The sequence below is a fragment of the Isoptericola nanjingensis genome (assembly GCF_050311635.1).
GTDB lineage: Bacteria > Actinomycetota > Actinomycetes > Actinomycetales > Cellulomonadaceae > Isoptericola > Isoptericola nanjingensis.
The window spans coordinates 162397-186944 of record NZ_JBNOZL010000007.1 but is presented as its reverse complement, the minus strand read 5'-3'; the positions used below and the strand labels follow the sequence as shown (position 1 = coordinate 186944).

The 24548-nt window shown below is 76.2% G+C and carries 26 protein-coding genes; 9 read left to right on the top strand and 17 right to left on the bottom strand.

The features are described 5' to 3' along the window. Positions 1-52 precede the first annotated feature (52 nt). The gene (locus tag ACQP6G_RS15305; protein WP_429765474.1) at positions 53-1318 is read left to right on the top strand and encodes an APC family permease; all 1266 of its coding nucleotides are present in this window, start codon (positions 53-55) and stop codon (positions 1316-1318) included. Positions 1319-1407: 89 nt separating this feature from the next. On the opposite strand, the gene ACQP6G_RS15300 is transcribed toward ACQP6G_RS15305, so the two are convergent. From ACQP6G_RS15300 to ACQP6G_RS15275, 6 genes are read right to left on the bottom strand one after another with little or no spacing between them, the layout of a single operon-like run. Beyond that, positions 1408-2322 carry a prenyltransferase gene (locus ACQP6G_RS15300; RefSeq protein ID WP_429765472.1) on the bottom strand — a complete coding sequence of 305 codons (915 nt, stop codon included), beginning with the start codon at positions 2320-2322 and terminating at the stop codon, positions 1408-1410. Next, positions 2319-2639, bottom strand: a complete 321-nt coding sequence (locus ACQP6G_RS15295) for a lycopene cyclase domain-containing protein (RefSeq protein WP_429765471.1) — start codon at positions 2637-2639, stop codon at positions 2319-2321. Before ACQP6G_RS15295 ends, ACQP6G_RS15300 begins: the two co-directional genes overlap by 4 nt. Beyond that, complete coding sequence (locus ACQP6G_RS15290) at positions 2636-3040, bottom strand: lycopene cyclase domain-containing protein (protein WP_429765469.1); 405 nt, start codon at positions 3038-3040, stop codon at positions 2636-2638. The genes ACQP6G_RS15295 and ACQP6G_RS15290 overlap by 4 nt, the downstream gene beginning before the upstream one ends. Then, entirely contained in the window at positions 3037-4686 is a 1650-nt protein-coding gene (gene crtI, locus ACQP6G_RS15285) for a phytoene desaturase family protein (RefSeq protein WP_429765468.1), read from the bottom strand. The genes ACQP6G_RS15290 and crtI overlap by 4 nt, the downstream gene beginning before the upstream one ends. Further along, entirely contained in the window at positions 4683-5600 is a 918-nt protein-coding gene (locus ACQP6G_RS15280) for a phytoene/squalene synthase family protein (RefSeq protein ID WP_429765467.1), read from the bottom strand. The genes crtI and ACQP6G_RS15280 overlap by 4 nt, the downstream gene beginning before the upstream one ends. Next, positions 5597-6643, bottom strand: coding sequence for a polyprenyl synthetase family protein (locus ACQP6G_RS15275; RefSeq protein ID WP_429765466.1), 1047 nt, complete (start codon positions 6641-6643; stop codon positions 5597-5599). Before ACQP6G_RS15275 ends, ACQP6G_RS15280 begins: the two co-directional genes overlap by 4 nt. A gap of 90 nt (positions 6644-6733) precedes the next feature. Here ACQP6G_RS15275 and ACQP6G_RS15270 point away from each other — a divergent pair, with 90 nt between their 5' ends. Next, positions 6734-7258: a MarR family winged helix-turn-helix transcriptional regulator gene (locus ACQP6G_RS15270; RefSeq protein WP_429765465.1), complete on the top strand. Its 525-nt coding sequence runs from the start codon at positions 6734-6736 to the stop codon at positions 7256-7258. Between the two features lie 7 nt (positions 7259-7265). Here ACQP6G_RS15270 and idi read toward each other — a convergent pair whose 3' ends face one another. Both idi and ACQP6G_RS15260 read right to left on the bottom strand, forming a co-directional pair. After that, on the bottom strand, positions 7266-7847 hold the full coding sequence (gene idi / locus ACQP6G_RS15265; protein ID WP_429765464.1) for an isopentenyl-diphosphate Delta-isomerase: 582 nt from the start codon (positions 7845-7847) through the stop codon (positions 7266-7268). Next, positions 7844-8659, bottom strand: coding sequence for a TspO/MBR family protein (locus tag ACQP6G_RS15260; RefSeq protein ID WP_429765462.1), 816 nt, complete (start codon positions 8657-8659; stop codon positions 7844-7846). The genes idi and ACQP6G_RS15260 overlap by 4 nt, the downstream gene beginning before the upstream one ends. Before the next feature lie 109 nt (positions 8660-8768). Here ACQP6G_RS15260 and ACQP6G_RS15255 point away from each other — a divergent pair, with 109 nt between their 5' ends. After that, positions 8769-10292 carry an SDR family oxidoreductase gene (locus tag ACQP6G_RS15255; protein ID WP_429765461.1) on the top strand — a complete coding sequence of 508 codons (1524 nt, stop codon included), beginning with the start codon at positions 8769-8771 and terminating at the stop codon, positions 10290-10292. A 2-nt stretch (positions 10293-10294) separates the two neighbouring features. Here ACQP6G_RS15255 and ACQP6G_RS15250 read toward each other — a convergent pair whose 3' ends face one another. Both ACQP6G_RS15250 and ACQP6G_RS15245 read right to left on the bottom strand, forming a co-directional pair. After that, positions 10295-10636, bottom strand: coding sequence for a hypothetical protein (locus ACQP6G_RS15250; RefSeq protein WP_429765460.1), 342 nt, complete (start codon positions 10634-10636; stop codon positions 10295-10297). Positions 10637-10697: 61 nt separating this feature from the next. Continuing rightward, positions 10698-12116 carry a class-II fumarase/aspartase family protein gene (locus ACQP6G_RS15245; protein WP_429765459.1) on the bottom strand — a complete coding sequence of 473 codons (1419 nt, stop codon included), beginning with the start codon at positions 12114-12116 and terminating at the stop codon, positions 10698-10700. Positions 12117-12226: 110 nt separating this feature from the next. Between ACQP6G_RS15245 and ACQP6G_RS15240 the strand changes: the two genes are divergently transcribed. After that, positions 12227-12964, top strand: coding sequence for a VOC family protein (locus ACQP6G_RS15240; RefSeq protein WP_429765458.1), 738 nt, complete (start codon positions 12227-12229; stop codon positions 12962-12964). A gap of 16 nt (positions 12965-12980) precedes the next feature. On the opposite strand, the gene ACQP6G_RS15235 is transcribed toward ACQP6G_RS15240, so the two are convergent. Together ACQP6G_RS15235 and ACQP6G_RS15230 are read right to left on the bottom strand one after the other, a co-directional pair. Beyond that, on the bottom strand, positions 12981-13604 hold the full coding sequence (locus ACQP6G_RS15235; protein ID WP_429765457.1) for a nucleoside/nucleotide kinase family protein: 624 nt from the start codon (positions 13602-13604) through the stop codon (positions 12981-12983). A gap of 122 nt (positions 13605-13726) precedes the next feature. Next, complete coding sequence (locus ACQP6G_RS15230) at positions 13727-14071, bottom strand: TraR/DksA family transcriptional regulator (RefSeq protein ID WP_429765455.1); 345 nt, start codon at positions 14069-14071, stop codon at positions 13727-13729. A 131-nt stretch (positions 14072-14202) separates the two neighbouring features. Between ACQP6G_RS15230 and ACQP6G_RS15225 the strand changes: the two genes are divergently transcribed. Further along, on the top strand, positions 14203-15885 hold the full coding sequence (locus ACQP6G_RS15225; protein ID WP_429765454.1) for a glycerophosphodiester phosphodiesterase family protein: 1683 nt from the start codon (positions 14203-14205) through the stop codon (positions 15883-15885). A 39-nt stretch (positions 15886-15924) separates the two neighbouring features. Here the strand turns inward: ACQP6G_RS15225 and ACQP6G_RS15220 are convergent, their stop codons facing one another. Continuing rightward, entirely contained in the window at positions 15925-17466 is a 1542-nt protein-coding gene (locus ACQP6G_RS15220) for an amidohydrolase (RefSeq protein ID WP_429765453.1), read from the bottom strand. Between the two features lie 32 nt (positions 17467-17498). Further along, positions 17499-17984 carry a heme-degrading domain-containing protein gene (locus ACQP6G_RS15215; protein ID WP_429765451.1) on the bottom strand — a complete coding sequence of 162 codons (486 nt, stop codon included), beginning with the start codon at positions 17982-17984 and terminating at the stop codon, positions 17499-17501. A 95-nt stretch (positions 17985-18079) separates the two neighbouring features. Between ACQP6G_RS15215 and ACQP6G_RS15210 the strand changes: the two genes are divergently transcribed. Next, entirely contained in the window at positions 18080-19072 is a 993-nt protein-coding gene (locus tag ACQP6G_RS15210) for a hypothetical protein (protein ID WP_429765449.1), read from the top strand. 39 nt (positions 19073-19111) lie between these two features. Here ACQP6G_RS15210 and ACQP6G_RS15205 read toward each other — a convergent pair whose 3' ends face one another. Together ACQP6G_RS15205 and ACQP6G_RS15200 are read right to left on the bottom strand one after the other, a co-directional pair. Then, positions 19112-19549 carry a hypothetical protein gene (locus ACQP6G_RS15205; protein ID WP_429765448.1) on the bottom strand — a complete coding sequence of 146 codons (438 nt, stop codon included), beginning with the start codon at positions 19547-19549 and terminating at the stop codon, positions 19112-19114. 87 nt (positions 19550-19636) lie between these two features. Beyond that, positions 19637-20395, bottom strand: coding sequence for a MerR family transcriptional regulator (locus tag ACQP6G_RS15200; protein ID WP_429765447.1), 759 nt, complete (start codon positions 20393-20395; stop codon positions 19637-19639). A gap of 107 nt (positions 20396-20502) precedes the next feature. On the opposite strand from ACQP6G_RS15200, the gene ACQP6G_RS15195 reads away from it, so the two are divergent. Together ACQP6G_RS15195 and ACQP6G_RS15190 are read left to right on the top strand one after the other, a co-directional pair. Next, positions 20503-21111: a hypothetical protein gene (locus ACQP6G_RS15195; protein ID WP_429765445.1), complete on the top strand. Its 609-nt coding sequence runs from the start codon at positions 20503-20505 to the stop codon at positions 21109-21111. A gap of 156 nt (positions 21112-21267) precedes the next feature. After that, positions 21268-22659 (top strand): pyridine nucleotide-disulfide oxidoreductase, encoded by a 1392-nt coding sequence (locus ACQP6G_RS15190; protein ID WP_429765443.1) that lies wholly within the window; start codon positions 21268-21270, stop codon positions 22657-22659. A 32-nt stretch (positions 22660-22691) separates the two neighbouring features. Here the strand turns inward: ACQP6G_RS15190 and ACQP6G_RS15185 are convergent, their stop codons facing one another. Beyond that, the gene (locus tag ACQP6G_RS15185; RefSeq protein WP_429765442.1) at positions 22692-23570 is read right to left on the bottom strand and encodes an alpha/beta fold hydrolase; all 879 of its coding nucleotides are present in this window, start codon (positions 23568-23570) and stop codon (positions 22692-22694) included. Positions 23571-23853: 283 nt separating this feature from the next. On the opposite strand from ACQP6G_RS15185, the gene ACQP6G_RS15180 reads away from it, so the two are divergent. Beyond that, positions 23854-24507: a hypothetical protein gene (locus tag ACQP6G_RS15180; protein ID WP_429765440.1), complete on the top strand. Its 654-nt coding sequence runs from the start codon at positions 23854-23856 to the stop codon at positions 24505-24507. Positions 24508-24548: the final 41 nt, after the last annotated feature.

Sequence of the window (24548 nt, the reverse complement as noted above, 5' to 3'; positions counted from 1 at the left end):
TCAATCGGCGCGCAAGATCCCCTGTCGGCGGCCTGCACGGCACGATCGACCCGTGACCGAGCTCGCGCGCCGCCTCACCACCACCGACGCCGTCGTGATCGGCCTGTCGTCGATGATCGGGGCCGGCGTCTTCGCCGCCTTCTCCCCCGCCGCCGCGGCCGTGCTTCCCGCCGGCACGGGCGCGGCGCTGCTGCTCGCCCTCGCCGTCGCGGCGGTCGTCGCGTACGGCAACGCGACGTCGTCCGCGCAGCTCGCGGCGCAGTACCCCGCCTCGGGCGGCACGTACGTGTACGGGCGCGAGCGGCTCGGCCCGTGGTGGGGGTTCCTCGCCGGGTGGGGGTTCGTGATCGGCAAGACGGCGAGCTGCGCGGCGATGGCGCTGACGTTCGCCGCGTACGCCGCCCCGCCCGGGTGGGAGCGGCCCGTGGCAGCGCTCGCCGTCGTCGCGCTGGCGGCCGTCAGCTATCGCGGCGTCACGCGCACCGCGCGGCTGGCCCGGTGGATCGTGGTCGTGGTGCTGCTCTCGCTGGCGGTGACCGTCGCCGTGGCCCTCGCCGGCGGCCCGGCGGACGCCCCCGGCCCGACGGCGACGCTGGTCGCGACGGTCCCCGCCAGCACCGGCACGGTGCTTTACGGCGTCCTCCAGGCCGCGGGGCTGCTCTTCTTCGCGTTCGCCGGGTACGCGCGCGTCGCGACGCTCGGCGAGGAGGTGCGCGACCCGGCCCGCACCATCCCCCGCGCGATCGTCGGAGCCCTGGGCGGCGCCGTCGTGGTCTACGCGACCGTGGCGGTCACGCTGCTCGCGGCGCTCGGGCTCGCGGGGACGGCGGCCGCGCCCGCACCCCTGGCCGCCGCGGTGGACGGGGTGCCGTGGGCGGGGGTCGTCGTGCGCGTCGGCGCGGCCGCCGCGTCGCTCGGCGCGCTGCTCGCCCTCGTCGCCGGCGTGGGCCGGACGACGCTCGCCATGGCGCGCGAGGACGACCTGCCGCGGCCGCTCGCCGCCGTCCATCCCCGGTTCCGGGTACCGCACCGGGCCGAGGTGGCCGTCGCCGTCGTCGTGGTCGCCCTGGTGCTCACGGTGGACCTGCGCGGTGCGATCGGCTTCTCCTCGTTCGGCGTGCTGGCGTACTACGCGGTGGCGAACCTCGCCGCCTGGACGCAGACCGGCGCGCACCGCCGCTACCCGCGGGCGCTGCAGGCCGTGGGGCTGGTCGGATGCGTGGTGCTGGGCGCGACGCTGCCGCCGGCCGCGGTGCTCACGGGCGCCGGGGTGCTCGCCGTCGGGCTGCTCGTGCGGTGGGTGCGCGTGTCACGATGACCGGTGCGCCTCCGGCCGGATCATCGACGCGCCCGGCGACGCCCGCCCGCGGGTGCCCCGGATCCCGGTGCCCGACGGGCAGCTGGAGCTCAGAGCCAGCCCAGGCTGGCGGCGATGAGCAGCTGCGTCACCAGGAAGCCGGTGACGAGGTTGAGCCACAGGAAGCGTCGCCACCCGGCGTGCGCCTCCTCGCAGCGGTCGTCGGGCAGGTTCCGGAACGGCGCGACGCTCACGACGTACGGCACGACGAGCACGGCGGCGAGGGCCGCCGGCCAGCCCGCCAGGAGCAGCACGACTCCGGCGGCGAGGTAGGCCGCCATCGCCCCGCGCACCGTGCGCGCCGCGCCGAGCCACGTGGCCACCGAGCCGATCCCGGCGGCGCGGTCCGCCTCGACGTCCTGCACCGCGCCGAACGCCTGGGACGCCATCCCCCAGAGGAAGAACGCCCCCAGCACGGCGACGACGGTGCCGGTGACCGTGCCGCCCGCCAGCGCCAGGCCGAAGGCGGCGGGGCTGACGAAGTGGGTCGCGGACGTCGCCGAGTCCAGCACCGGCCGCTCCTTGAACCGCAGCCCCGGCGCGGAGTACGCGACCACCGCGAACACACTCACGGCGAGCACCGCGGTGGAGGCGGCATCCCCGACGAGGACCAGGTACGCGAGGAACGGGACGTTGCTGAGGACGGCGGCGCGCACCGTGAGGCGGTGCCACCGCCGCGACAGCACCACGCCCTCGATGCCGCCCTTGCGCGGGTTGCGCAGGTCCGACTCGTAGTCCCAGACGTCGTTGAGCCCGTACATCAGCAGGTTGTACGGCACGAGGAAGTACAGCGTGCCGACCACCAGCTCCGCGACGCCGACGCGGCCGGCCCCGCCCGCCAGCAGGAACGCCGCGGCGAACGGGTACGCGGTGTTGATCCAGCTCACCGGGCGCGACGAGCCCACGACCTGTCGCAGCGCGGCCGCCGGCCCCACCGCCTGTCCCCCGGTCACGGGCGCCGTCATGCGTCGGCCCCCGCGCGCTCGTCGTCCCCCGCCAGCGCCCACAGGGCGGGCAGCAGCAGCGCGGCGACGACCGGCCAGGCGAGGTCCTCCAGCGGCGTGAGCCACACGCGGACGCCCAGGAGCGCGGCATCGTCGTACCGGAACAGGTCGGCGGCGATCATCAGGCTGTCGAAGACGACGGTGAGCACCACGAGCACGACGGCGGCGAGCGCCGTCGCCGCCCACCACCGGGCGCCGAGGCGGCGGACGCGCGCCACGACCAGCGCGACGACGAGCGCGCCGGCGACGACGCCGACCGCGAGCCCGGCGTACGTCATCGCGCCTCCCGGACGGGGTCCGGTACCGCACGGAGCGCGCCGCGGCGGGCGGGCCCGCGTCGGGCGGGGCGCCGTCGGGCGACCGCGCGCCGCAGGAGCCCGTGCAGCACCAGCGTGAAATAGCAGAGGAACAGGATGAAGAACAGCTCCTCGAGCGGCAGGTGCGGCGCGAGCTCGACGCCCGTCATGGCGGCGCCGCCACGGGAGTAGAAGCCCGCCCCGATCGCCACGAGGTCCCACCCGAGGAACACCAGGGTGCCGACGGCGAGCACGGCGGCGCCGCGGCCCGGGTGCGCCGACCAGAGGACGAGGCGCGCGCGCCGGTCCACGAGGGCCATCGAGGCGAGGGCCCCGAGCAGCAGCGCGAGGTAGACGAAGGAGGTCCAGTGCAGGGCGATCACTCCCGGGAGGCGAGGGCCGGACGGGTCTCGGGGAACGGCTCGGCCAGCGGGTGGGCGGTCGTGTCGCCACGCACCCGCTTCACGGCGAGCTCCGCGCTGATGAGGCACATCGGCAGCCCGACGCCGGGGATGGTCGACCCGCCGGCGTGGAGCAGCCCCGCGACGCGCCGCGAGCGGTTGCCTGCACGGAACATCGCGCTCTGGCGCAGCGTGTGCGCCGGTCCGAGCATGCCACCCGACCACGACGAGAGGTCGGCGGCGAAGTCGCCCGGGCCCACGGTGCGCCGCACGACGACGCGCTCGCGCAGGTCGGGCACGCCGGCCCATTCGGCGACCCGGTCGATCGCGGCGTCCGCGATCGCCTCGACGGCGGCGTCGCCCGCGCCGTCCTCGCCGCCGCGCCCGAGGCCGGGGTCGGCGGGGACGGGGACGAGCAGGAACAGGTTCTCGTGCCCGGGAGGCGCCACGGTCGGGTCGGTGCGGGACGGCGCGCACACGTACAGCGACGCCGGGTCGGGCACGCGGCCCTCGGCGATGGCGCCGAAGTTCTCCCCCCAGTCCGCGGTGAAGAACAGGGAGTGGTGGGCGAGCTGCGGCACCCGCCCCCGCACGCCGAGCATCACCAGGACGCCGCCGGGGCCGGGGTCGTGCCGGTCCCACCACGCGGGCGACCGGTCGCGCAGGTCGGGCGGCAGCAGGTCCTGCTCCACGTGGTGCAGGTCGGCCGCGGTGACGACGACGTCGGCGGGCGCGTGGTGCTCCCGCCCGGAGTCGTCCACCCATCGCACGCCGGTGACCGCGGCCCGGGGACGGCGGGACCCGGGGGCGGGGAGCCGGGTCCGTGCCGCCCCCGGGCCGTTCCCGACGACGCTCCGCGTGAACGGGGTGGTCGTGATCGCGGTCGCGCGGGCGCGGGTGCGCAGGGTGACCCCTGCGTCCACCGCGAGCCCGGCGACCGCGTCGACCACACGCGCGAATCCCCCCTGTGGGTATCGCACGCCGCCGTCGAGGTCGAGGGCGCTCATCAGGTGGTACATGCTCGGCGCCCGGTCCGGCGACGAGCCGAGGAAGACCGCGGGGTACCCCAGCACCTGGCGCAGCCGCCGGTCCTGGAAGGCCGCCGCGACCCGGGAGCCGAGCGACCGGCCGAGCAGCGGCCCGAGCCGGTGCAGCCGCGTCGCGACGTCGCGGTGCGCGAACGGCCGCCACGACGCGAACGTCGTGTACAGGAAGTGCCGCAGCGCGAGGTCGTACGTGTCGTGCGCGGAGTCGAGGTAGCGCTCCAGCCGCTCCCCGGCGCCGGGCTCGATCGCCTCGAACGCCGCCGCGTTGGCGGCCCGGTCGGGCGAGACGTCCAGCGCGTCGTCGTGGCCCTCGAAGAACACCCGGTAGGCCGGGTCGAGCCCGACGAGGTCCAGCTCGCGGTCGGCGCTCGACCCCATCAGCCGGAACCAGTGGTCGAATACCTCGGGCATGAGGTACCAGGACGGGCCGGTGTCGAAGCGGAAGCCCGCGCGCTCCCACGAGCCGGCGCGGCCGCCCGGGGCGTCGTGCCGCTCGAGCACCTCGACCTCGTGGCCGTCGCGGGCGAGCAGCCCCGCCGTCGCCAGCCCGGCGATCCCCGCTCCCACGACGACCACCCTCATCGGAGTGCCTCCCTCGCCAGGGCCCCGGCCACCAGCCGCGCCTTGACCGGCCCCGGGACCCGGACCCGCTCCCGCCGGATCGTGGCGGCCGGGGTGGCCGCCAGCCGTCGGGAGAGCTCGGCGAACAGGTCGTGCGCCACGCGCACGGCGAGCCGCGAGCTGCGCGGCAGCTCGTCGATCGCGACGCGCGCGGCCGCCAGGTCCGCGTCGACGTCGGCGAGCAGCCGGTCGCGGTCGGCGTCGTCGAACGCGTCCACGTCCAGCCCCGGGAAGTACGACCGGCCGCGCAGGTCCACGTCCTCGGCCAGGTCGCGCAGGAAGTTGACCTTCTGGAACGCCGCCCCGAGGCGGGCCGCGCCCGGGGCCAGCCGCGCGTACGCGGCGTCGTCGGCGGCGACGAACACCCGCAGGCACATCAGGCCGACCACCTCGGCCGAGCCGTGCACGTACGTGGCGAAGCCGGCCTCGTCGTGGGCGGTGACCGTGAGGTCGGTCCGCATCGACGCGAAGAACGGCGCCACCAGGTCGTCCCCGATGCCGAACAGGCGCGCCGTACGCGCGAACGCGTGCACCACGAGGTTGCTGCTGCGCCCGCGTCCTCGCGCTCGCGCCACCTCCTGCTCGAGCTCGTCGAGCAGCTCGCCGCGCTCGGCGACGGAGAGCCCCGGCCGCGGGTCGTCGACGATCTCGTCGGCCACCCGGACCAGCGCGTAGACGCCGCGCACGTGGTCGCGCACGTCGTCGCCGAGCAGGCGGCACGCCCAGCCGAACGACGTGGAGTAGGCGCGCACGACCACCGCGGCGCTGCGCACGGCCGTGGCGTCGTACGTCGGGTCGACGCCGGCGACCGCGGCCCCGGCCCCGACCACGGGCACGGCGGGGACCGCCCCGCTCGATGTCGTCGCGGCGTTCATGCGGCGCTCGACGCCCGGGTGAGGTGCGCCCCAGCCACGTTCTCGGCGAGCTCCCCCAGGCCCAGGGCGAGGCCGAGCGCCACGGCGTCCCGCTCGAGGTCCGCGGCGAGCGTCTCGACGGCGGCGCGCGCCCCGCAGGCCTCGAGGAGCTCGCGGGCCCTCCGCAGCTCGGCGTCCCCGGCGTCGGGGTCGCCGAGCAGGGTGCTCAGCTCGCCCCACGCCGAGGTCCCGTGCGCGAGGGCCACCAGCGGGGTGCACTTGCCCTCCCGCAGGTCGGAGGCGTTGCTCTTGCCGGTCTCGGCCGGGTCGCCGAACACGCCGTCGAGGTCGTCCCGCAGCTGGAACGCGAGCCCGAGGTCGCGACCCAGTCGCCGGACGCCCTCGTCCAGGTCCTCCCGGCCGGCCAGGATCACCGCGGCCCGCAGGGGGAGCTGGAAGGAGTAGACCGCGGTCTTGCGCTCCGCGGTCCGCAGCGTCTCGTCGAGGTCGGCGCACCCCCCGAGGCTGAGGCGGACGTCCGCGAGCTCGCCGTCCGCGGTGAGGTGCATGGCCTCGTCGACGACGTCGAGGAGCTGCTCGGTGGCCGCCGGGGACGCCCCGCAGAGCGCGACCGCCCGCACGGCCGCCGCCAGGGCGAGGTCCCCGGCCAGGATGCCGGCGGCGGCGCCGTAGCCCTCGGCCTGCCGCGCGCTGGCCCCGGACTCCAGCGCCTGCGCGGCGTGCACCCCGGCCACGTTCGGACGGCCGCGGCGCGTGTCCGCGCCGTCGATCACGTCGTCGTGCACGAGGAACGCGTGGTGGAGGAGCTCGAGGGCGGCGGCGACGCGCACGGCGACGTCCCGCGGTTCTGGCGGCGCCGCGCCAGCGAGCGCGTCGTACGCATCGAGCAGGAGCCGGGGGCGCAGCCGCTTCCCGCCGCGGCTCGTGCCGCGCAGGGCGTGCCAGAGCCGGGTGTCGTCCGGGCGGTCACCGTCGTCGAGCAGCCGCTGGACCGCACCCTCCACGACACGGGCGACCGGGTCGTCGGGCGACGAACCTTGCACGCAACCCACCTCCTCGCTGGATGTCACTAGCTTGGCATATCGCTAGCCTAGAAAGATACTAGCCTCATGACGGGCCACTACGATGGGCGCGTGACCCAGGCACCCACGGGGGGCTCCTACTGGTACCAGGAGTCCGACGCGGAGGCCCGCCGCCTCCTGGAGGCCCTGCGGACCTTCCGCCGCGCTGACGAGGCGATGCGACGACGGGCCGGCCGCGACATGAAGATGAACCTCACCGACCTCCGCGCGCTCCAGCACGTCATCGCCTGCGAGGGGCACGGCGAGCCGACGACACCGCGCGGGCTCGCCGAGTACCTGGCGATCTCCACCGCCTCGACCACGAAGCTGCTCGACCGCCTCGTCGCCTCCGGCCATCTCGAGCGGCGCCCGCACCCGTCGGACCGCCGGTCCGTGGTCGTCGTCGCCTCCGACGAGGCGCACGCCGAGGTGCGCGAGCGGCTCGCCCCGGTGCACGCACGCATGCTCGAGATCGCGCGGGCCGTGCCGGCGCGCTCCCGCCCGGCCGTGCGGGACTTCCTGCTGGCCATGGCCGCGGAGGCCGAGCGGGAGCCTGACGACGTCGCGGGCACCGTCGTCGGCGACGCGTCCGCCTGACGTCCGGCTAGGCGCGCGGCGCGGCCCAGCCCGCGGTCCGCAGCTCCCGCACCTGCTCGACCATCCACGGGCTCACCGCCCAGGGAGCGAGGTCGACGAGCGCCGAGGCGTCGCGCGGCCGCACCCACCGCCAGTCCATGACCTCGTCCGGGTTCGGCACCGGGTCGCGGTCCACCGACGCGAAGAGCACCGGGCAGATCTCGTTCTCGACGACGCCGCCCGCGTCCACGGCGCGGTAGCGGAACGACGGGAGCACGGGCTCGCCGTCGGTCGCCACGTCCAGCCCGAGCTCGTGCCGGCCGTGCCGCAGGACGGCCTGCGCCAACGACTCGCCCCGGCGCGGGTGCCCGCAGAACGAGTTGGTCCAGACCCCTGGCCACGTCCGCTTCGACAGCGCCCGCCGCGTGAGCAGGAGCCCGCCGTCCGGGCGGAACAGGTAGCAGGAGAACCCGAGGTGCAGCGGGGTGTCGCGGGTGTGCACGGTGGCGCGCGGCGCGGTCCCCGCCGGGGCCCCCGCGTCGTCGAGCAGGACGACGTGGTCGTCGGCGGCCTCGGGCTCCGCGCCGGGTCCGGCGTCGGCCCCGGTCACGACGCGCCCGCCTCGGCGACGGCGGCGGCGCGGAGGGCCCGCACGCGCAGCACCACCGCCGCGCCGAGCACGACGACGGCGGCGGCCACGGCGCTCGCCGCGGCCGGCGCCGAGGTCGGCTCGCCCCCGGACCTCGCGACGGCGACCCAGACCAGACCCCAGGCGATCGCCGCCGCGACGGCGAGCCGCCCGCGCCCGCGCACGGCGAGGGCGACACCGATCGCGGCGACCGCCGACAGGATCCCCACGGCCCACCAGTCGGCCGCCACGCCCCCGCCGTCGAACCCCGCGGCCGTCAGGGCCGCCGCCACGTTCGCGACGGTCGCCACGCAGACCCAGCCCAGGTAGAGGCCGAGCGTGCCGTCCACCAGCACCCGCTCCGCGACGCCGCTCGCGGGGGTCCGGACCAGGATCACGAACGTCCGGGCGAGCATCACCAGGAGGGCCACGATGACCACGACGCTCCACCACAGCAGGCCCGCCTGGACGGTGAGGATCCAGGCCGCGTTGAGCAGCATCGTCGCCGCGACCGGCGCCCGCAGGCGGCGCTGCCGCTCGTCGAGCGCGTGCGCGGGGAGCCACTGGAAGACCGTGTACCCCGCGAGGCCGAGGTAGATGACGGTCCAGATCGAGAACGCGGGGGACGCCGGGGCCACGAGCGTCGCGTCGGCCGCGAGCGCGCCGCCCGCGGCCTCTTCGACCCGGGTGCCGCCGAAGACCCCGACGCCGATCATCGAGCCCACGACGCACACCAGCAGGCTCACGGTCACCACGACCTGCTGCAGCCGCGGGGACGGTGTCGTGTCGGTCATCGGTCCTCCTCGATCGTCAGAAGGCGCCGCGGGCGAGGCGCCGCGGGCACCCCTCCACCCTGCCATCCGTCGTCGGATATTGCTAGCCTGGCTAGCGACCTGACCGACGATGTCCCCCGACGACCCAGGAGCGACACCCATGCCGACCGACGCCCCGCTCGTGCTGGTCACCGGCGCCACCGGGTACATCGGCGGGCGGCTCGTGCCCGAGCTGCTCGCCGCCGGGTACCGGGTCCGCGTGCTCGCGCGCCATCCCGAGCGCCTCGCCGCGCGGGCCTGGGCGGACGACGTCGACGTCGTGACGGGCGACGCCCAGGAGCGCGCCGACCTGCGCCGCGCCCTGGAGGGCGTCGACGTCGCGTACTACCTCATCCACGCGCTCGGCTCCGGCTCCGGCTTCGCCGACACCGACCGCCGCACGGCCCGGGGGTTCGCGCAGGCGGCCGCCGAGGCGAGGCTGCGGCGCGTCGTCTACCTGGGCGGCCTCTACCCCGACACGGCGGACCTGTCGCCGCACCTCCGCTCCCGCCGTGAGGTGGAGGAGATCCTGCTCGACGGCGAGGTCCCGACCGTCGTGCTGCGCGCCGCGGTGATCCTCGGCTCGGGCAGCGCGTCGTTCGAGATGATGCGGTACCTCACCGAGCGCCTGCCGGTCATGGTGGCCCCGCGGTGGATCGAGAACCGCATCCAGCCGATCGCCGTCCGCGACGTGCTGCGCTACCTCGTCGGGGCGGCGGAGGTGCCGGGCGACGTCAGCCGCGGCTTCGACATCGGCGGCCCCGACGTGCTGACGTACCGCCGGATGATGCAGCGCTACGCCGCCGTCGCCGGGCTGCGGCCCCGGGTGATCCGCGCCGTGCCGGTGCTCACGCCGCGGCTGGCCAGCCTGTGGGTCGGGCTGGTGACCCCGGTGCCGCCGTCGATCGCGCGCCCCCTGGTGGGCTCGCTCGTGCACGAGGTCGTGGCGCGCGACCACGACATCGCGCGGTACGTCCCCGACCCGCCCGAGGGGCTCGTCGGCTTCGACGACGCGGTCGCCCTGGCGCTGGCCCGGATCCGCGACCTCGACGTGCGGACCAGCTGGAGCTCGGCCTCCACGCGGGGCGCGCCGTCCGACCCCCTGCCCGACGACCCGGACTGGGCCGGCGGCAGCCTGCTCGTGGACGACCGGTCGCGCGAGGTGGACACCACCCCGGAGTCGCTGTGGTCGGTGATCGAGGGCATCGGCGGCGCCCACGGCTGGTACTCGTGGCGCCTCGGCTGGGTGGCCCGCGGCCTGCTCGACCGCCTGTTCGGGGGCCCCGGGCTCCGGCGCGGGCGCCGCCACCCGCTCCGGCTGGAGCCCGGCGACGCGCTCGACTGGTGGCGCGTGGAGAAGGTGGTGCCCGGGCGGCTGCTCCGGCTGCGCGCCGAGATGCGGCTGCCGGGGCTGGCGTGGCTGGAGCTGGCGGTCGAGGACGGGCCGGGACCCCGACCCGTGTTCCGGCAGCGCGCGATCTTCTCCCCGCGCGGCCTGCCGGGGCAGCTCTACTGGTGGGCGATCAGCCCGTTCCACGGGATCGTGTTCGGCGGGATGCAGCGCAACATCGCCCGTGCGGCGCACGAGCACGCGGTGGCCGAGGGCCGCCGATGACGTCAGTGGCGGGCCCGGCGCGCGCCGAGCGGACCGCCGAAGACGAGCGAGATGCCGAGCACGTACCCGACGTCGTACCAGTTGCCGGTGTTGTGCACCTCGTACACGGACACCGTGTCCGTGAACAGGGAGACGATGAACGTGATCGGCAGGATCATGCCCTGCCACAGGCCCCACCAGAACCCGTAGGGCCCGACGCCGCTGATCGTCGACGTGTCGACGGCCGGGTTCGGGCCCGCCGCGCACGCGCCCAGCAGCAGGAGCGCCGCGACGGCGAGCCCCGCCGTCGCCGCGCGTCGGGCGGCACGGCCTCGGTGCACGAGCTCCTTCTGCCGAGGTTCCATCCGTCCACGATGGCACCGGCCGGCGGCCGCCGCCCCGTGGGCGGCGTCCGGCGGCCCGGGTTCACCCCTCGCCGGGCCGCTGGCTCCCGACGGAGACCGGGATCCGCGCGGGCAGCGCCTCGAGCCGGTCGGCGGTCCCGGCCGCGCACGCCGCGAGCTCCCGCGCGATCTCGGTGCTCAGGCCCAGGTAGCCCGCCGGGTCGAGGAGGGCGCGCAGCTCGTCGTCGTCGAAGGCCTCGCTGACGACGGGGTCGCCGTGCAGCAGCTCGAGGAACGGGCGGCCGTCGGACGCGGTCGCCTGCGCGACGGCGAACACGACGTCGTGCGCCTTCTGCCGCCCGATCTTCTCGCCGAGGGCGAGCATGAGGGACTCGGAGCCGATCATGCCCTCGGACAGGCGGATGTTCGCGCGCATCCGGCCCGGGTCGAGCTCCAGTCCGTCCATCACCACCTCGAGGCGCGCGAGCATGTCGCCCGCCAGCACCGCGGCCGACGCCGAGACGTCCTCGAGCAGGGCAGTCATGGCGCCGTTCGCCTCCTGGTCGTGCAGCATCGACTCGAGCGCCGGGCCCGCGAGGGCGCGCAGCTCCGCCGACATCGTCTGCATGTCGAGGGCGAGCTGCGGGTTGCGCTTGTGCGGCATGGTCGAGCTGCCGACCGTGCCCTCGGGGACCGGCTCGAACGCCTCGGCGAACTCCGGCTGCATCAGCGTGTAGACGTCCCGCCCGATCTTCCCGATCGTGCCCGCGAGCTGCGCCAGCACCAGCACGAGCTCCACGATGCCGTCGTTGACCGACCGGGACGGCACGCGCATCGGGTGCAGCCCGAGCCGCCGCGCCACGCCCGCCTCGATCGCCCGGCCCGAGCCACCGAACGACGCGAACGTGCCCGCCGCGCCGCCCATGAGCACGCAGAACAGCCGCTCGTCGAGCCGCTCCAGCCGGTCGGCGTGCGCCGCGAGCTGGTCGATCCACACCGCCACCTTGAAGCCGAACGTCACGGGCACGGCGTGCTGGCTGTGCGTGCGGCCCGCCATCGGCAGCGCGGCGGACGACTCCGCGAGCCGGCCCGCCGAGCGCAGCACGCGGCCGAGCTGGCGCAGCACCGCGCGGTGGGCGTCGCGCAGCACCAGCACGTCGGCGGTCTGCGTGATGTTCTGCGTCGTCGCGCCCCAGTGCACCCAGCCGCCGTGCTTGGAGCCGACGGCGCGCGCGAACTCCTCGATGAGCGGCACCAGCGGGTGGCTCGCCTCGGCGGTCGCGGCGAGCACCCGCTTCACGTCGAGCTTCTCGATCCGCGCCGTGAGCGCGATGGCGCGGGCCGACTCCGCCGGGATCAGCCCGGCGTCGGCCTCCGCGAGCGCGAGCGCCGCCTCGACGTCGAGCCGCGCCTGCCAGCGGTTCTCCCGCGTGAACAGCCGCGCGATGCCCGGGTCGGGGACCCGGCCCTCGGTGAAGCGTCCGAACGGTGCGACGATCATGCGGCCCCCAGGGCGTCCGACGGCGGTGAGCAGCATGATCGCCCCGCCCGGCGCCGGTGTACAGCCCCGGCGCGCTGCGGGTGTCGGAGGTCCGCGGCACGCTGGGCCCCATGAGCGACGAGACGACGACGCGGGTCGCAGCCCTGGACGCGGTGGTCTTCGACGTCCCCGCACCACCGGTCGCGGCCGACTTCTGGCAGCGGCTCACGGGCGCCGAGGTCGAGCAGCAGGGGTACGGCGAGGACTGGATCACGCTGAACACCCCCGACGGCTGGTCGCTCGCCTTCCAGCCCGCGCCCGACCTCGTGCCCCCGCGATGGCCCGGCCAGGAGCACCCGCAGCAGGCGCACCTCGACCTGCGCGTGCCGGACGTCGCGACCGCCGTCGAGCGGGCGGTGGGCCTGGGCGCCACCGTGCTGCGCGAGAGCCCGGAGTGGACCACCCTGGCGGACCCGGCCGGCCACCCCTTCGACCTGTGCCACGCACCCGACAACGACGGCCTGACGATCATGGGCCTCACCGTCGACGTGCCGGACGCCTCGGCCGCCGCCGCGTTCTGGTCCGGGGTCCTCGGCGACCCCGTCGTCTACGACGCCGAGGGGATGGCGATGCTCGGCGGGGACAGGGCCCTGCTCTTCCAGCAGGTGGAGGGCTACTCGGCGCCGCGGTGGCCCGACCCGGAGTACCCGCAGCAGCTGCACCTCGACCTGCAGGTCGGCCCGCAGAGCCTGGACGAGGCCGAGGCGGCGGCGCTCGCCGTCGGGGCGCAGCGCCTGCCCGGCGGCGGCGAGACGTTCCGCGTCTTCGCCGACCCTGCCGGGCACCCGTTCTGCCTCTGCCGGGGCTGATCGCCGGCCCGGCGGCTCAGCCCGGCAGCACCAGCGCGGGGCGGTCGGGGTGGTCCACCCGCACCACGACGTCGGCGCGCCGCTCGGGCTGCGCCTCGCGGCGGTAGCGCCCGTACGCGGTGAGGGTCCACGCCGCGTCGAGCGGCGTGTTCCGCGTCTCCGTCGCGGGTCGCAGCGCGAGGTGGACGGCGAGGTCGACGTCGAGCCCGCGCCCCAGCGCGAGCGACCCGTCCAGCACGACGACGGTGCCCGACGGTGCGTCCTCGTACCCGGCGCGGGTCGAGCGGCCGGTGTCCGGGTCGCGCAGGCTCGGCAGCCACCGGCCCCGCGTCACGACCGAGCGCAGCACCTCCCGGTTGAGGCCGTCGACGTCGATCCACTCCTCGAGCAGCGCGTCGGCGTCCCGGCGGCCGCGCTCGAGCCGCAACGACCGGGCCCGCAGGAAGTCCCGGACGCGCACCCGCGCGACCGGGCGCCCCGCCGTGCGCAGCGGCCCGACCAGCGCGTCCGCGAGCGCCTCCGGGTGGGTGGACGGGTGCCCGTCGACGAGCACCCGCACCGGCCAAGTGTCGTCGTGGGCGAGGACCCGCCCGACGACGTGCGTCACCACACCCTCGAGGGTCACCGGCTCCACGCGCACGCCGCCATGCTGCCAGGTCGCGCCGCGCTGCCCTTCCTCGGAGCGGCAGTTCGTGCCCGGCGCGGCAGCTCGAGCTGCCGCCGTGAGCCGGACGTGCCGCGCCGAGCGTCGTCCGGGGCCGCTCAGCGCGCGTGCTCGACGCAGCGGGTGGCGGCGGGCCGCGCCTCCAGCCGCGCGGCGGGGATGGGCCGGCCGCACACCTCGCAGACGCCGTACGTCCCGGCGGCGACGCGGTCGAGCGCGGCGAGGAGCTGGTCCCGCTCGCGCTCCGCCTCGGCCGCGAGCGCCGCCGCCTGCTGCCGTTCCCACGCGAGCGTCGCGCCCTCGGGGTCGTGCTCGTCGTCGGCGTTGGAGTCGCGCGCGGACTCGACGATCCCGTCGACGGCGCGGCGCTGCGCCGCGAGGCGGTCGGTCACCTCGGCGAGGCGCGCCCGCAGGCGGCCCTCGGCATCCGCACGGTCGCTCATCCCGGAAGTCTTGCACCGGCACCGGAAGTTCTCCCGACGGTCACCGACGGGCCACGCGCCCGGCCCCGGACCGGACACCCGGCCCTCCTAGCGTGCCCGGCGACCCGCCACGAACCGCCAGGAGGACCACCATGACCGCCCGCCGCCGCACGCTGCTCGCCCCACCGGGCACCCGCACCGTCTCCGCCACGCTCGCGTTCGCCGTCGCCGCCGGGGTGTCCCTCGCCTCGTTCGGCGCGACGGTCGTCGCGCCGCCCGTCGCGACCGCCGCACCGCTCGCCGCCGCTCCTCTGTCCGGCGCGCCCGGCGACATCGTCTACGCCCAGGACTTCGACGACGTCGCGGACGGCTCGCTGCCCGACGGCTGGCGGGCCGGGTCGGGCGCGTGGGCCGTCCGGGACGGCCGCCTCGTGGGCGAGCCGGCGGCGATCGGGCGCGTGACGTTCGGACCGCACCTGGAGAACTACCGCCTCGAGGCCACGGTGCGCTTCGAGGCCGTGAACAACGCGGCGCGCTGGCTCGCGCCGATCCTCGACATCGACCCCGCCGGCGGCGTGCCGTGGTGGCAGGCCGCCATGCGCTCCACGACGACGGCGAGCAACGGCATCGAGCTGGCCGAGCGCACGGCGGGGAACGCGTGGAACGTGCCCGCCACGGCGTCCGCCCCGTCGGACGCCGGCGTCGGCAAGGACGTGCAGATCGCCATCGAGGTGCAGGGCGACCACGCCACCTGGGTCTACGACGGCCAGGAGGTGCTGGAGGGCCGCATCGGCCGCACCGACGACGGCGTGCTCGGCTTCGCCGCCGACGGCGCACGCGTGAGCATCGACGACGTCGTCGTCACGGAGCTCGAGCCGAAGCCGGTCGTGAACGAGCCCGGCGACCTGCCCGTCACCGCGGCGCACCGCGGCTACTCGTCGGTCAACCCCGAGAACACGCTCGCCGCCTACGCCGCCGCCATGAAGGCGGGCGCCGAGTACGTCGAGATCGACGTGCACACCACCGCCGACGACGTCCCCGTCGTCCTGCACGACCAGACGGTCGACCGCACGACGGACGGGACGGGCGACGTCGAGTTCCTGCGGTCGCCGGACATCGGCTCCCTCGACGCGGGGTCCTGGTTCAGCCCCGCGTTCACGGGCGAGAAGGTGCCCACGTTCGCGCAGGTGCTCGACCTCATGGACACCGGCAGCTCCGACCTGCTGCTCGAGATCAAGGGGCCGGAGACCCGCGAGGAGGTGGACCGGACGGTCGACATGATCCTCGAGGCCGGCATGGAGGACCGCGTGGTGCTGCAGTCGTTCGACGAGAAGGCGCTGGAGTACGCGTACGACCGGGCGCCGCAGATCCCGCTCGGCCTGCTGCGCGGCACTCTCGACGCCGACCCGGTCGCGACGGCGGAGCGCCTGCACGCCACGTACTACAACCCGTCCGGCGCGGCGCTGGCGACCCGGCCGTCCGTCGTCGAGGACCTCAACGCCGCCGGCGTCGGCGTCTTCGTGTGGACGGTCGACTCCCCCGCCGACTGGACCCGGTTCACCGACCTCGGGGTCGAGGGCATGATCACCAACCGCCCCGGCGCGTTCGTCGGCTGGAAGGCCGCGCAGGAGCAGGCCGACCCGGAGCCGGAGCCCGGCCCCGGCCTGCTCGCCCGCCTCGCCACGCTCGACCTGTCCACCGGGCAGGCGCAGCAGCTGTTCTCCGCCCTCGCCCACGAGGACTGGGACCGGCTGGAGCGCGTCGTGACGAAGCACGTCGACGACGCCGAGCAGCGCGACACCCTCCTGGCGGAGATCGCCGAGCTCCGCGGCTGACCGGCTCCCGGGCCGCCCACGCCCTCTGACCGTTCGGGGTCAGAGGGCGTGGTGCGTCCAGCGGCCCGCGACGAGCGTGCCGGCGACGGAGGTGGCGCGCAGCGCGTCGGCCAGCGCCACCGGGTCGTGCGACGCCAGGTCGTGCGACGCCGGCAGCGCGAGCGGGTCGCCGTCGAGCACGGCCAGGTCGGCCGGTCCGCCGACGGCGAGGTCCAGCGGCCGGCCGTCGACGGACGCCTCGAGCGCGGCGCGCACGTCGATCCGCTGCTCCGGGTGCCAGGGCGCGCGGCCGTCACGCGACCGGGTGACGGCGGAGGCGATCGCGACCCACGGGTCGAGCGGGGCGACGGGCGCGTCCGACCCGAGGGTCAGCGGCACGCCCGCGGCACGCAGCTCCGCCAGCGGGAACGCGCGCGCGGTACGACCGGGCCACAGCTCCTCGGCGACGTCGCGGTCGTCCATCGCGTGCTCGGGCTGCACGCTCGCGGTGACGCCCAGCGCGGCGAACCGCGCCACGTCGTCGGGGCGCAGCAGCTGCGCGTGCTCGACCGACCCGCGGGCTCCGGACGCCTCGAACGCGTCGAGGGCGAGGGAGTTCGCGCGGTCGCCGATGGCGTGGATCGCGCACCGCAGGCCGGCCGCGTGCGCGCGTGCCATGAGGGGCGCGAGCTGATCGGTCGCGATGTTGAGGATGCCGTGCGCGTCCGGGCCTGCCACGCCCGCGTACTCCTCGAAGCAGAACGCCGTGAGCGTGTTGAGCGACCCGTCGCTGATCACCTTGAGCGGGCCCTGCGTCACGAGGTCCGACCCCGCGGGCTCCCCGAGCGGGTCACCGTGCCGCAGCCCGGCGCCGAGCACCGCGTCCAGGTGCTGCTCCCACACGCCGGCGCGCACGCGCAGGCCGTCCCAGCCGCCGGCCACCCGGCGTCGCCACGCGGTGAGGTTGTCCGCCACCTCGAAGTCGACGACCCCGACGACGCCGCGCGCGGCGGCTGCGCGCGCCGCGTCCACCACCAGGGCGTCCGCCACGGCGTCGTCCACCGTGACGATGCGCGGGCTGGCGGGCATCCACTCCTCCTCGCGCAGCAGGCCGGTCGGGTGCTCCGCGATGCCGAGGAAGCGCAGGCCCGCCGTCGACGCCCACGCGCTGTGCAGGTCGCCGGACAGCAGGACGACCGGCACGTCGCCGGCAACCGCGTCGAGCACCGCCGCGGTCGGGTCGTCCGGCCAGATGGCCCACCGGAAGCCGTAGCCGACGAGCGGCGTGCCGTCGGTGGGCGGCGCCGCCCGGTCGAGGCGGTCGCGCACCAGGGCCGCGGCGTGTGCCGCGCTCGTCGCCGCCGACACGTCGAGGCGCTGACGCACCATCGCCCACTGCGTGAGGTGCGTGTGCGCGTCCCACAGGCCGGGGACCACGGTGCGACCGTCGACATCGACCCGCTCCGGTACCGCGCTCACCGGCACCGGGGCGGGGGCGCCCGTCGGCGTCACCGCGGCGATCCGGCCGCCGTCGAGCAGGACGTCGACGGGCCGGTCGGGCCGGTCGGCGAGGCGGGCGTTCGTCAGGAGCAGCGCAGGCACGGGGCCACCGTAGACGGCGGGCGTCGCGCCGGTCAGGCGCCGCCGGCGGCCTGCACGCGCAACGCCTCGACGACCAGCGCGTGGTCGTCCGCCTGCGCCAGACCGGACACGGTGACGACGCCGACGATCCCCACGCCCTCGACCCGCACGGGGAACGCGCCGCCGTGCGCGGCGTACTCCTGCAGGGGCAGCTGCTGCAGGGTGTTGAAGTCCTGGCCGCTCGCGCGGGCGCGCAGGCCCACCAGGAACGACGACGCCCCGAACCGCTCCACGACGCGCACCTTCCGCTGCACCCACGAGTCGTTGTTGGCGGTGGTTCCCTCGCGCGCCGCGTGGAACACCTGCTGGGTCCCCTTGCGGACGTCGACCGTCACGGCCAGGCCGCGCTCGGTGGCGAGCTCGACGAGGAGGCAGCCGAGCTGCCACGCGTCGTCGTGAGTGAACCGGGTGAGCACGAGCTCGCGCTCCTGCTGCTCGACCTCGGCGACCAGGGCTGCGACATCCTCCGTGTTCCCCATGGGCACAGCGTCCCACGCCCACCCCCCGGCGCCCGGCGGGTCGTGCACGGCGCGTCCGCGAGGGCCGGCCGGCACGGGTCGGTACCGTCGCCCGGGTGACCCGACTGGTGCTCGTCCACGGCCGTGACCTCGACGGACGCGACCCGGAGTCGCTCGAGGCGGAGTGGCTCGGCGCGCTCGGCGCGGGCCTCGCGGCCGCGGGCTCCCCGCTGCGGCCGACGGACGACGACGCGTCCTTCGTCTACTACGGCGACACCCTGGAGCGGCTGGTCGACGGCGGCACACCGCCCCCGGTGACGGTGCACGCGCTGGCGGCCGACCCGGCCGCGCTCCCCCGGCTGGTGCGCGCCCTGCCGGACGGCGAGCTGCGGTTCGTGCTCGACGTCGCGCGCGAGGTCCTCACGGCCGCCGGGCACCGGCCCGCCGGTCCGTCGTCGCCCGCCGGTCCGTCGCCCGCCCCACCAGCCGTCGAGGCGTCGGTCGTGGCGGAGGGGGTGGTCGGAGACGCCCTCGTCGAGGCCCTCGTCGCGACGCTGGCCCTCGTGGACCGCTACGTGCCCGGCGTCAGCGCCGCCGTCCTGCTCACGCTGACACGGGACGTGTACGCCTCTCTGCACGACGACGCCGTCCGGCGGGTGATCGACGCGGGCCTCGCCGACGCCCTGGCCGACGCGACGTCGGGCGACGAGCCCGCCGTCGTCGTCGCGCACTCGCTCGGCAGCGTCGTGGCGTACTCGGTGCTGACCGCCCGCACGGGCGGCCCGGACGTGCCGCTGCTGCTCACGCCGGGCTCGCCGCTCGGCATCCGGGCGGTCCGGGAGGCGGTGGAGTCCCGCGCGCCGCTGGCGTTCCCCGCGCGGGTGGGGCGCTGGGTGAGCCCCCGCGACCCGCGCGACCTGCTCGCGCTGCACGACCTCACACCCGACGTCTTCCCGCTCCCCGCCGGGTCGCCGACGATCGAGGCCTTGCGCGTGACCAACCGGGCCCCGGGGTTCCACGCCGCGGCCCACCGCCTCGACGACGGCGCCTGGGCGGGCTACCTGGCGCTGCCCGAGGTCGCCGGGCCGGTCGGCGCGGCGCTGACGTAGCGCTCGGTCGTCGTCGTCGCGCAGGACGACGACGAACCGCTACGTCGCGGCGCCCCGCCCGCGGTCCCGCCAGCCAGGGAGCACCCGCTCCAGCGCGTCGACGAGCTCGATCGAGCTGCCGTCCTTGCCGCCCGCGCCCAGGATCATCGGCGGGCGCTGCGGCGCGACGCGCGCGCCGCGCACCCGGTCGAGCAGCGTCAGCGGCGCGGTGAGCACGTAGAACGTGCCGTCGGACGTGACGGCGGCCGTGCGGTCGTGGCGCAGGTACCAGCCGCGCAGCGACGTGCGCGCCGTCCCGCGCCCGCCGTACCCCTTGACCTCGAGCGGCCCGGGCTCCAGCCCGGCGTCCGCCGCGGCCCGGACGAAGTCGCGCAGCAGCGCCTCCGCCTCCGTGTGCTCGGCGTCCTGCCGCGCGCGCAGACGCTCCGCCTGCACGCGTGCCGCCTCCGTGCGCTGCGCCGCCCAGTCGTCGCTCACCGGGGCATCCTCCCACCCTCGCGAGCTGTCAGAACCCTGCAGGCGTCGAGGCCGACGTGGCTCTGACAACTCGCGGGGCAGGGTGGGTCAGAGCTCGCGCTCCGCGTAGACGACGAGGGCGTCGCGCACGAACGTCGCCCCCTCGGTGCCGCCGTAGTTCTTCGCGAACCGCGGGTCGGCCACGTACATCTCCGCCAGGCCCACGACGTACTCCTTCGTCGGCCGTCCGCGGTCGGACCCCGGCGTGCCGGGGATGCCGCCGAGCCAGGCCGCGTGCCGGGCGGCGAGCGCCTGCGCCTCGTCGGACGTCGGGTCGACGCCGCGGCGGGCGGCCTCGCCCCAGGCGTCGGCGAGCTCCTTCGTGCGCGCCTGCCACACCTTCTGCTTCTCTGCCCCGAGCCCGCGCCACCACGCGTCGCTCTTCGCGTACGCGTCCCCGCCCCAGCGCTCGGTCACCTCCTCCTCGTGCTGCGTGTGGTCGAAGCCGTCGAGCATGTCCTCGGCCATGAGCTGTTCTCCCTTCTCGATCGCGGTCACGGTCCGTTCCACCGACGCGATCCGCCTGGTCAGCCGGTCCTGCTCGGCGCGCAGCTGGTCGAGGTGCCGGCGCAGCGCGCGGGCCTCGTCCGCCTGCTCGTCGAGCACCCGGCCGATGTCGGTCAGCGGCAGGCCCAGGTCGCGCAGCAGCAGGATGCGCTGCAGGCGCCGGACCGCGGCGTCGTCGTAGTGGCGCAGCCCGCCGGTGCCGGTGCCCGACGGCGGCAGAAGACCGATCTGGTCGTAGTGCCGCAGGGTGCGGCTGCTGACTCCCGCGAGCCGGGCGACGTCCTGGATGGAACGGGTCATGACGTCGACGGTAGAGGTTGACGCCGCGTCAACCGCAAGGCGGCAGATGAGGACCTTCTCCTCCGCATCTCATGCGTGGGTCACCGACCGCCCGGAGGATCGTCGACATGAGCAACCGCACCGCACGCCGCCTCGCCGTCCCCGCCGCGCTCGCCCTGGCGCTCGGCCTCACCCTCACCGCCTGCGCCGACGACGACGGCGGTGCCCCCGCCGACGCGCCCGCGACCTCCGCCGCCGAGGACACCGCGACCGACGAGGGCGCGACCGACGACACCACGTCCCCGAGCGCGTCCGCCGCGCCGGAGCACCGCACGGCCGCCGGGCTGCTGGCGATCGCCACCGCGGAGAGGAAGGCGGGCGGCACCGCCTACGCCATCGACGACCCGGACCGCGACAACACCTGGGAGGTCGACGTCGCCACCGGCACGATCAGCGTCGAGGTCGAGGTCAGCGCCGACGGCACCGAGGTGGTCCGGACCCAGGAGGACGACCTCGACGCCGACGACCGCCGCGCGCTGGCCGACGCGACCGTCTCGATCACCCAGGCGATCGAGCGCACGGTCGCGAGGTCCGCCGGCGACCTCGACGACGCGGAGCTCGACGAGGACGACGGCCGCTACCACTGGTCGGTCACGGTGCTGGTGGACGGCGTCGAGACCGACTACCGCGTCGGCACCCAGGACGGGAAGGTCGTCCAGGAGCGCGGCGACGACTGACCCGCCGAGCGAACTGGGCACCGCCTGTCGCACGGCCTGTCGCACGGCCCGTCGCGCGGCCCGGGCGGGCGTCGCCCCGGGCACCCTCAATCACCCCCGGCGCCCGTTGACCGCCCGTGACGCCGGTGGGTCACTGGAGTCATGGCCACTGGAGCGATGGCCCGTTCGATCGACACCGACTACCTGGTCGTCGGCGCCGGGGCGGCCGGGATGGCGTTCGTCGACGCGATCGTCGACCACGACCCGACCGCGCACGCGACGCTCGTCGACCGGCGCACGGCCGCGGGCGGTCACTGGCTGGACGCGTACCCCTTCGTGCGCCTGCACCAGGCGTCGCAGTTCTACGGGGTCGCGTCCACCCGCCTGGGCTCCGGACGCGTCCAGGAGTCGGGTCCTGAGCGGGGGATGCACGAGCGCGCCACCGGCCCCGAGATCTGCGCCTACTTCGCCGGGGTGCTCGAGGAGCGCCTGCTGCCGACCGGGCGCGTCGAGCTGCTCCGCAGCGTCGAGTATCGCGACGGCCTGCTCGTCGACCTCGCGTCGGGGGACGTCGTCGAGCCGCGTGTGCGCCGGCGGGTGGTGGACGCCCGCTACCTCGCCCCGTCCATCCCCGCCGTCGGCCCGCCGCCGTTCGACGTCGACGACGACGCCCGCGTCGTCCCCGCGGGCGCGCTGCCCGACGTCGCGGACGCCGCCGCGTACGTCGTCGTCGGGTCGGGCAAGACGGCGACCGACGCCGTGGTGTGGCTGCTCGGGCGCGGCGTGGACCCGGACGCGATCCAGTGGGTGCGGCCGCGGGACCCGTGGATGCTCGACCGCGCCGCGGTGCAGCCCGACCCGGCCGTCTTCCTGGGCATGGCGGGGACCCTCATGGCCGCGGCCTGCGACGCCTCGTCCGCCGACGAGCTCTTCCTGCGCCTCGAGGACGCCGACGTGATGACGCGCATCGACCCGGCGGTGATGCCGACCATGGCCCGCACGCCGACGCTCGGGCGCTGGGAGCTCGAGCTGTTGCGGTCGGTGACCCGCGTGGTCCGCGACGGGCACCTGCGCCGCGTCGAGGCCCGGCGGCTGGTGCTCGACGGCGGCGAGGTCGCGGTGCCGCACGGCGCGGTCGTCGTGCACTGCGCGTCGTACGGCCTGCACGTGCGCCCGGCGCTGCCCATCTGGGGCGAGCGGATCACGCTGCAGTCGGTGCGGGCGGGGTTCCCGCCCTTCTGCGCGGCGCTGGTCGGCTACGTGGAGGGCACCCGACACGACCGACCGGACGCCGAGAAGAACGCCCTCTGCCCGCCGACGCCCTACTGGAGCACGCCCGCCGACTGGGCGGCCATGCAGGGCCGCGGCGCGCGGGCGGCGGCGACGTTCATGGCGGACCCGGACGTCGCCGTCTGGGCGCACTCCGTGCTGCTCAACCCCGCCCGCGTGCCGCCCGAGGAGTCCGCACGACCCGAGGTCCGCGCCGCCGTCGAGCGGTACCTCGAGTACGCCCCCGCGGGCATCGCCGGGCTGGAACGGATCGGCCGGGACGCCGGGGTGCGGGTCTGACGGGTCTCGCGGGTCCGACGGCGCGCTCGCCCTCAGCCGGCGAGCACCTCCCGCAGCCGGGCCGCGAAGGCCGCCGGGTCGTTGCCCGGCGACCACTCGTTGGACGCGAAGCCGCCGTGGTCGCCGGGGAAGAGGACGGCGTCGAGGCCGAGCGCCGCGGCCAGTGCCTCTCCCCCGCGGCGCGGCATCGTGCCGGGCCCCTGCTCGCCGACGGCGGGCACCAGCCGCACGGTGGTGCGACGCAGAGCGTCGAGGTCGGGCTCGAACCAGGGCAGGGCCTTCATGTTCCCGTTCAGCAGCAGGTCGTCGCGGGAGCCGTCGTCCGCGGTGGGCAGGCCGAACGCCGCCGGGTCCGGGGCGGGCTGCGCCAGGTAGTCCTCGGTGAGCGGCGCGTCCTGCATGGAGACCTGGATGAACTTCGCCATGGCGGGGCCGAACCCGTCCCGCTGGTACGTCTCGACGATGTCCTGGGTGACCCGGCGCTGCACGTCGCGGTCCTCCAGGAGCGCCCACAGCGGGGGCTCGTGCGCGACGACGGTGCCGAGCTCGCCGGGGTGGTCCGCGATCCACGGCAGCACGTCGACGGCGCCGCCGCTGGACGCGAACACGTCGACGGGCCCGTCCCCGATCAGCGGCCGTGCGGCGGCCACCACACGGTGGAAGTCGTCGGCGTGGAGCTCCACCGAGACCTCGCCGTCGGGGGCGAGCGTGCTCCGCTCCGTACCGCGCGGGTCGTACGTGACGACGGCGCGGTCGTCGAGGTGGCCCGCGAGCTGGACGAACCCCGACGCCGCCATCGGCGAGCCGAGCAGGAACAGCGGTGGGTGCCCGCCGGGGGCGTCGGGGAGTCGGACGTCGTAGGTGAGGACAGCGCCGGGCACGTCCACGGTGAAGGTCTGCTGAGAGCTCATGGGCATGCCTCCGTCGGCATCGAGGGACGCGGCGATCGTGCCGCACCCCTCTGACACGCGCGCGGCGGGAAACTCATCGGCCCCCTGTCAGCGACCTGCGTCGTCCGCCTGCCTGCCCTGCTCATCCCGCAGGACAGGACGGCGGCGCGAGCTGCCAGGGCTTGGAGGCTGCCCCCAGGATCGCGCCGTCCACCGGTGCGCGACCGGCGCCTGCCCGCGGCAGCGGCGCGCCGCAGGCTCGGTCCCGGACGCCCGTCCCGCACCCGGAGCCCGAGGAGCCCGAATGCCCGTCGCGACCACACCGCCGCCCCCGCCGCCGGTACCCCGGCCTGCGCGGTTCGTCCCGCCCGAGCTCGTCGACCTGCGATCCGCCTGGAGGCGCGAGCGCGAGCTCGCGTCCCACGAGGACCACGCGCACCACGGCACCCTCGGCGGGCCGTGTGCGGGCCGCCACGGGTGGTTGCTCGACGACGGGCTCGACGTACTGCTCGAGCCTGTGCTCACCGGCTCGACCACCCCGGGGTTCTACCCGTTCGTCGCGCTCGACGAGCGCACCGCCGCCGGCCTGCTGGAGCGGCTCGACGAGGTGGAGCTCGCGACCCAGCGGCAGAACCTCGGCCCCTCGCTCGGCGCCGTGCTGCGGGCCGTCGTGCGGCACCCCGGCCGGGTCCGTGCGCAGGGGTACGTCGTCGGGCCGCTGCGCTGCGACGAACGGATCACGGTGACGGGGGTGCTGCTCCGGCCGGGCCGGGACGTACGGCTCGAGCCGGGCGGGCCGGAGGACGACGGCACCGAGGCCCTGCGCGCCCTCGCCGGGCTGGGCATCGACGACATGCACGCACCCCCGGACGAGGTCGCGCCCTGGCGGGGGCGACGGCCGGACGACGGAGCGCCTGCGGGGACGGACGAGCCGTGGTTCCGCGCCTGGTGGGACTGACCGTCGGGCGGGCGGGGCCGTGCCGTGGCGGCGAGGCGCGC

What these genes read in the sequence shown, in the direction of transcription:
- ACQP6G_RS15300 (WP_429765472.1), bottom strand. Translation starts at nt 2,322, where the DNA reads ATGACGGCGCCCGTGACCGGGGGACAGGCGGTGGGGCCGGCGGCCGCG.
- ACQP6G_RS15295 (WP_429765471.1), bottom strand. Translation starts at nt 2,639, where the DNA reads ATGACGTACGCCGGGCTCGCGGTCGGCGTCGTCGCCGGCGCGCTCGTC.
- crtI (WP_429765468.1), bottom strand. Translation starts at nt 4,686, where the DNA reads ATGAGGGTGGTCGTCGTGGGAGCGGGGATCGCCGGGCTGGCGACGGCG.
- ACQP6G_RS15280 (WP_429765467.1), bottom strand. Translation starts at nt 5,600, where the DNA reads ATGAACGCCGCGACGACATCGAGCGGGGCGGTCCCCGCCGTGCCCGTG.
- ACQP6G_RS15260 (WP_429765462.1), bottom strand. Translation starts at nt 8,659, where the DNA reads ATGACCGACACGACACCGTCCCCGCGGCTGCAGCAGGTCGTGGTGACC.
- ACQP6G_RS15255 (WP_429765461.1), top strand. Translation starts at nt 8,769, where the DNA reads ATGTCCCCCGACGACCCAGGAGCGACACCCATGCCGACCGACGCCCCG.
- ACQP6G_RS15250 (WP_429765460.1), bottom strand. Translation starts at nt 10,636, where the DNA reads ATGGAACCTCGGCAGAAGGAGCTCGTGCACCGAGGCCGTGCCGCCCGA.
- ACQP6G_RS15245 (WP_429765459.1), bottom strand. Translation starts at nt 12,116, where the DNA reads ATGATCGTCGCACCGTTCGGACGCTTCACCGAGGGCCGGGTCCCCGAC.
- ACQP6G_RS15240 (WP_429765458.1), top strand. Translation starts at nt 12,227, where the DNA reads ATGAGCGACGAGACGACGACGCGGGTCGCAGCCCTGGACGCGGTGGTC.
- ACQP6G_RS15230 (WP_429765455.1), bottom strand. Translation starts at nt 14,071, where the DNA reads ATGAGCGACCGTGCGGATGCCGAGGGCCGCCTGCGGGCGCGCCTCGCC.
- ACQP6G_RS15225 (WP_429765454.1), top strand. Translation starts at nt 14,203, where the DNA reads ATGACCGCCCGCCGCCGCACGCTGCTCGCCCCACCGGGCACCCGCACC.
- ACQP6G_RS15215 (WP_429765451.1), bottom strand. Translation starts at nt 17,984, where the DNA reads ATGGGGAACACGGAGGATGTCGCAGCCCTGGTCGCCGAGGTCGAGCAG.
- ACQP6G_RS15200 (WP_429765447.1), bottom strand. Translation starts at nt 20,395, where the DNA reads ATGACCCGTTCCATCCAGGACGTCGCCCGGCTCGCGGGAGTCAGCAGC.
- ACQP6G_RS15195 (WP_429765445.1), top strand. Translation starts at nt 20,503, where the DNA reads ATGAGCAACCGCACCGCACGCCGCCTCGCCGTCCCCGCCGCGCTCGCC.
- ACQP6G_RS15190 (WP_429765443.1), top strand. Translation starts at nt 21,268, where the DNA reads ATGGCCCGTTCGATCGACACCGACTACCTGGTCGTCGGCGCCGGGGCG.
- ACQP6G_RS15185 (WP_429765442.1), bottom strand. Translation starts at nt 23,570, where the DNA reads ATGAGCTCTCAGCAGACCTTCACCGTGGACGTGCCCGGCGCTGTCCTC.
- ACQP6G_RS15180 (WP_429765440.1), top strand. Translation starts at nt 23,854, where the DNA reads ATGCCCGTCGCGACCACACCGCCGCCCCCGCCGCCGGTACCCCGGCCT.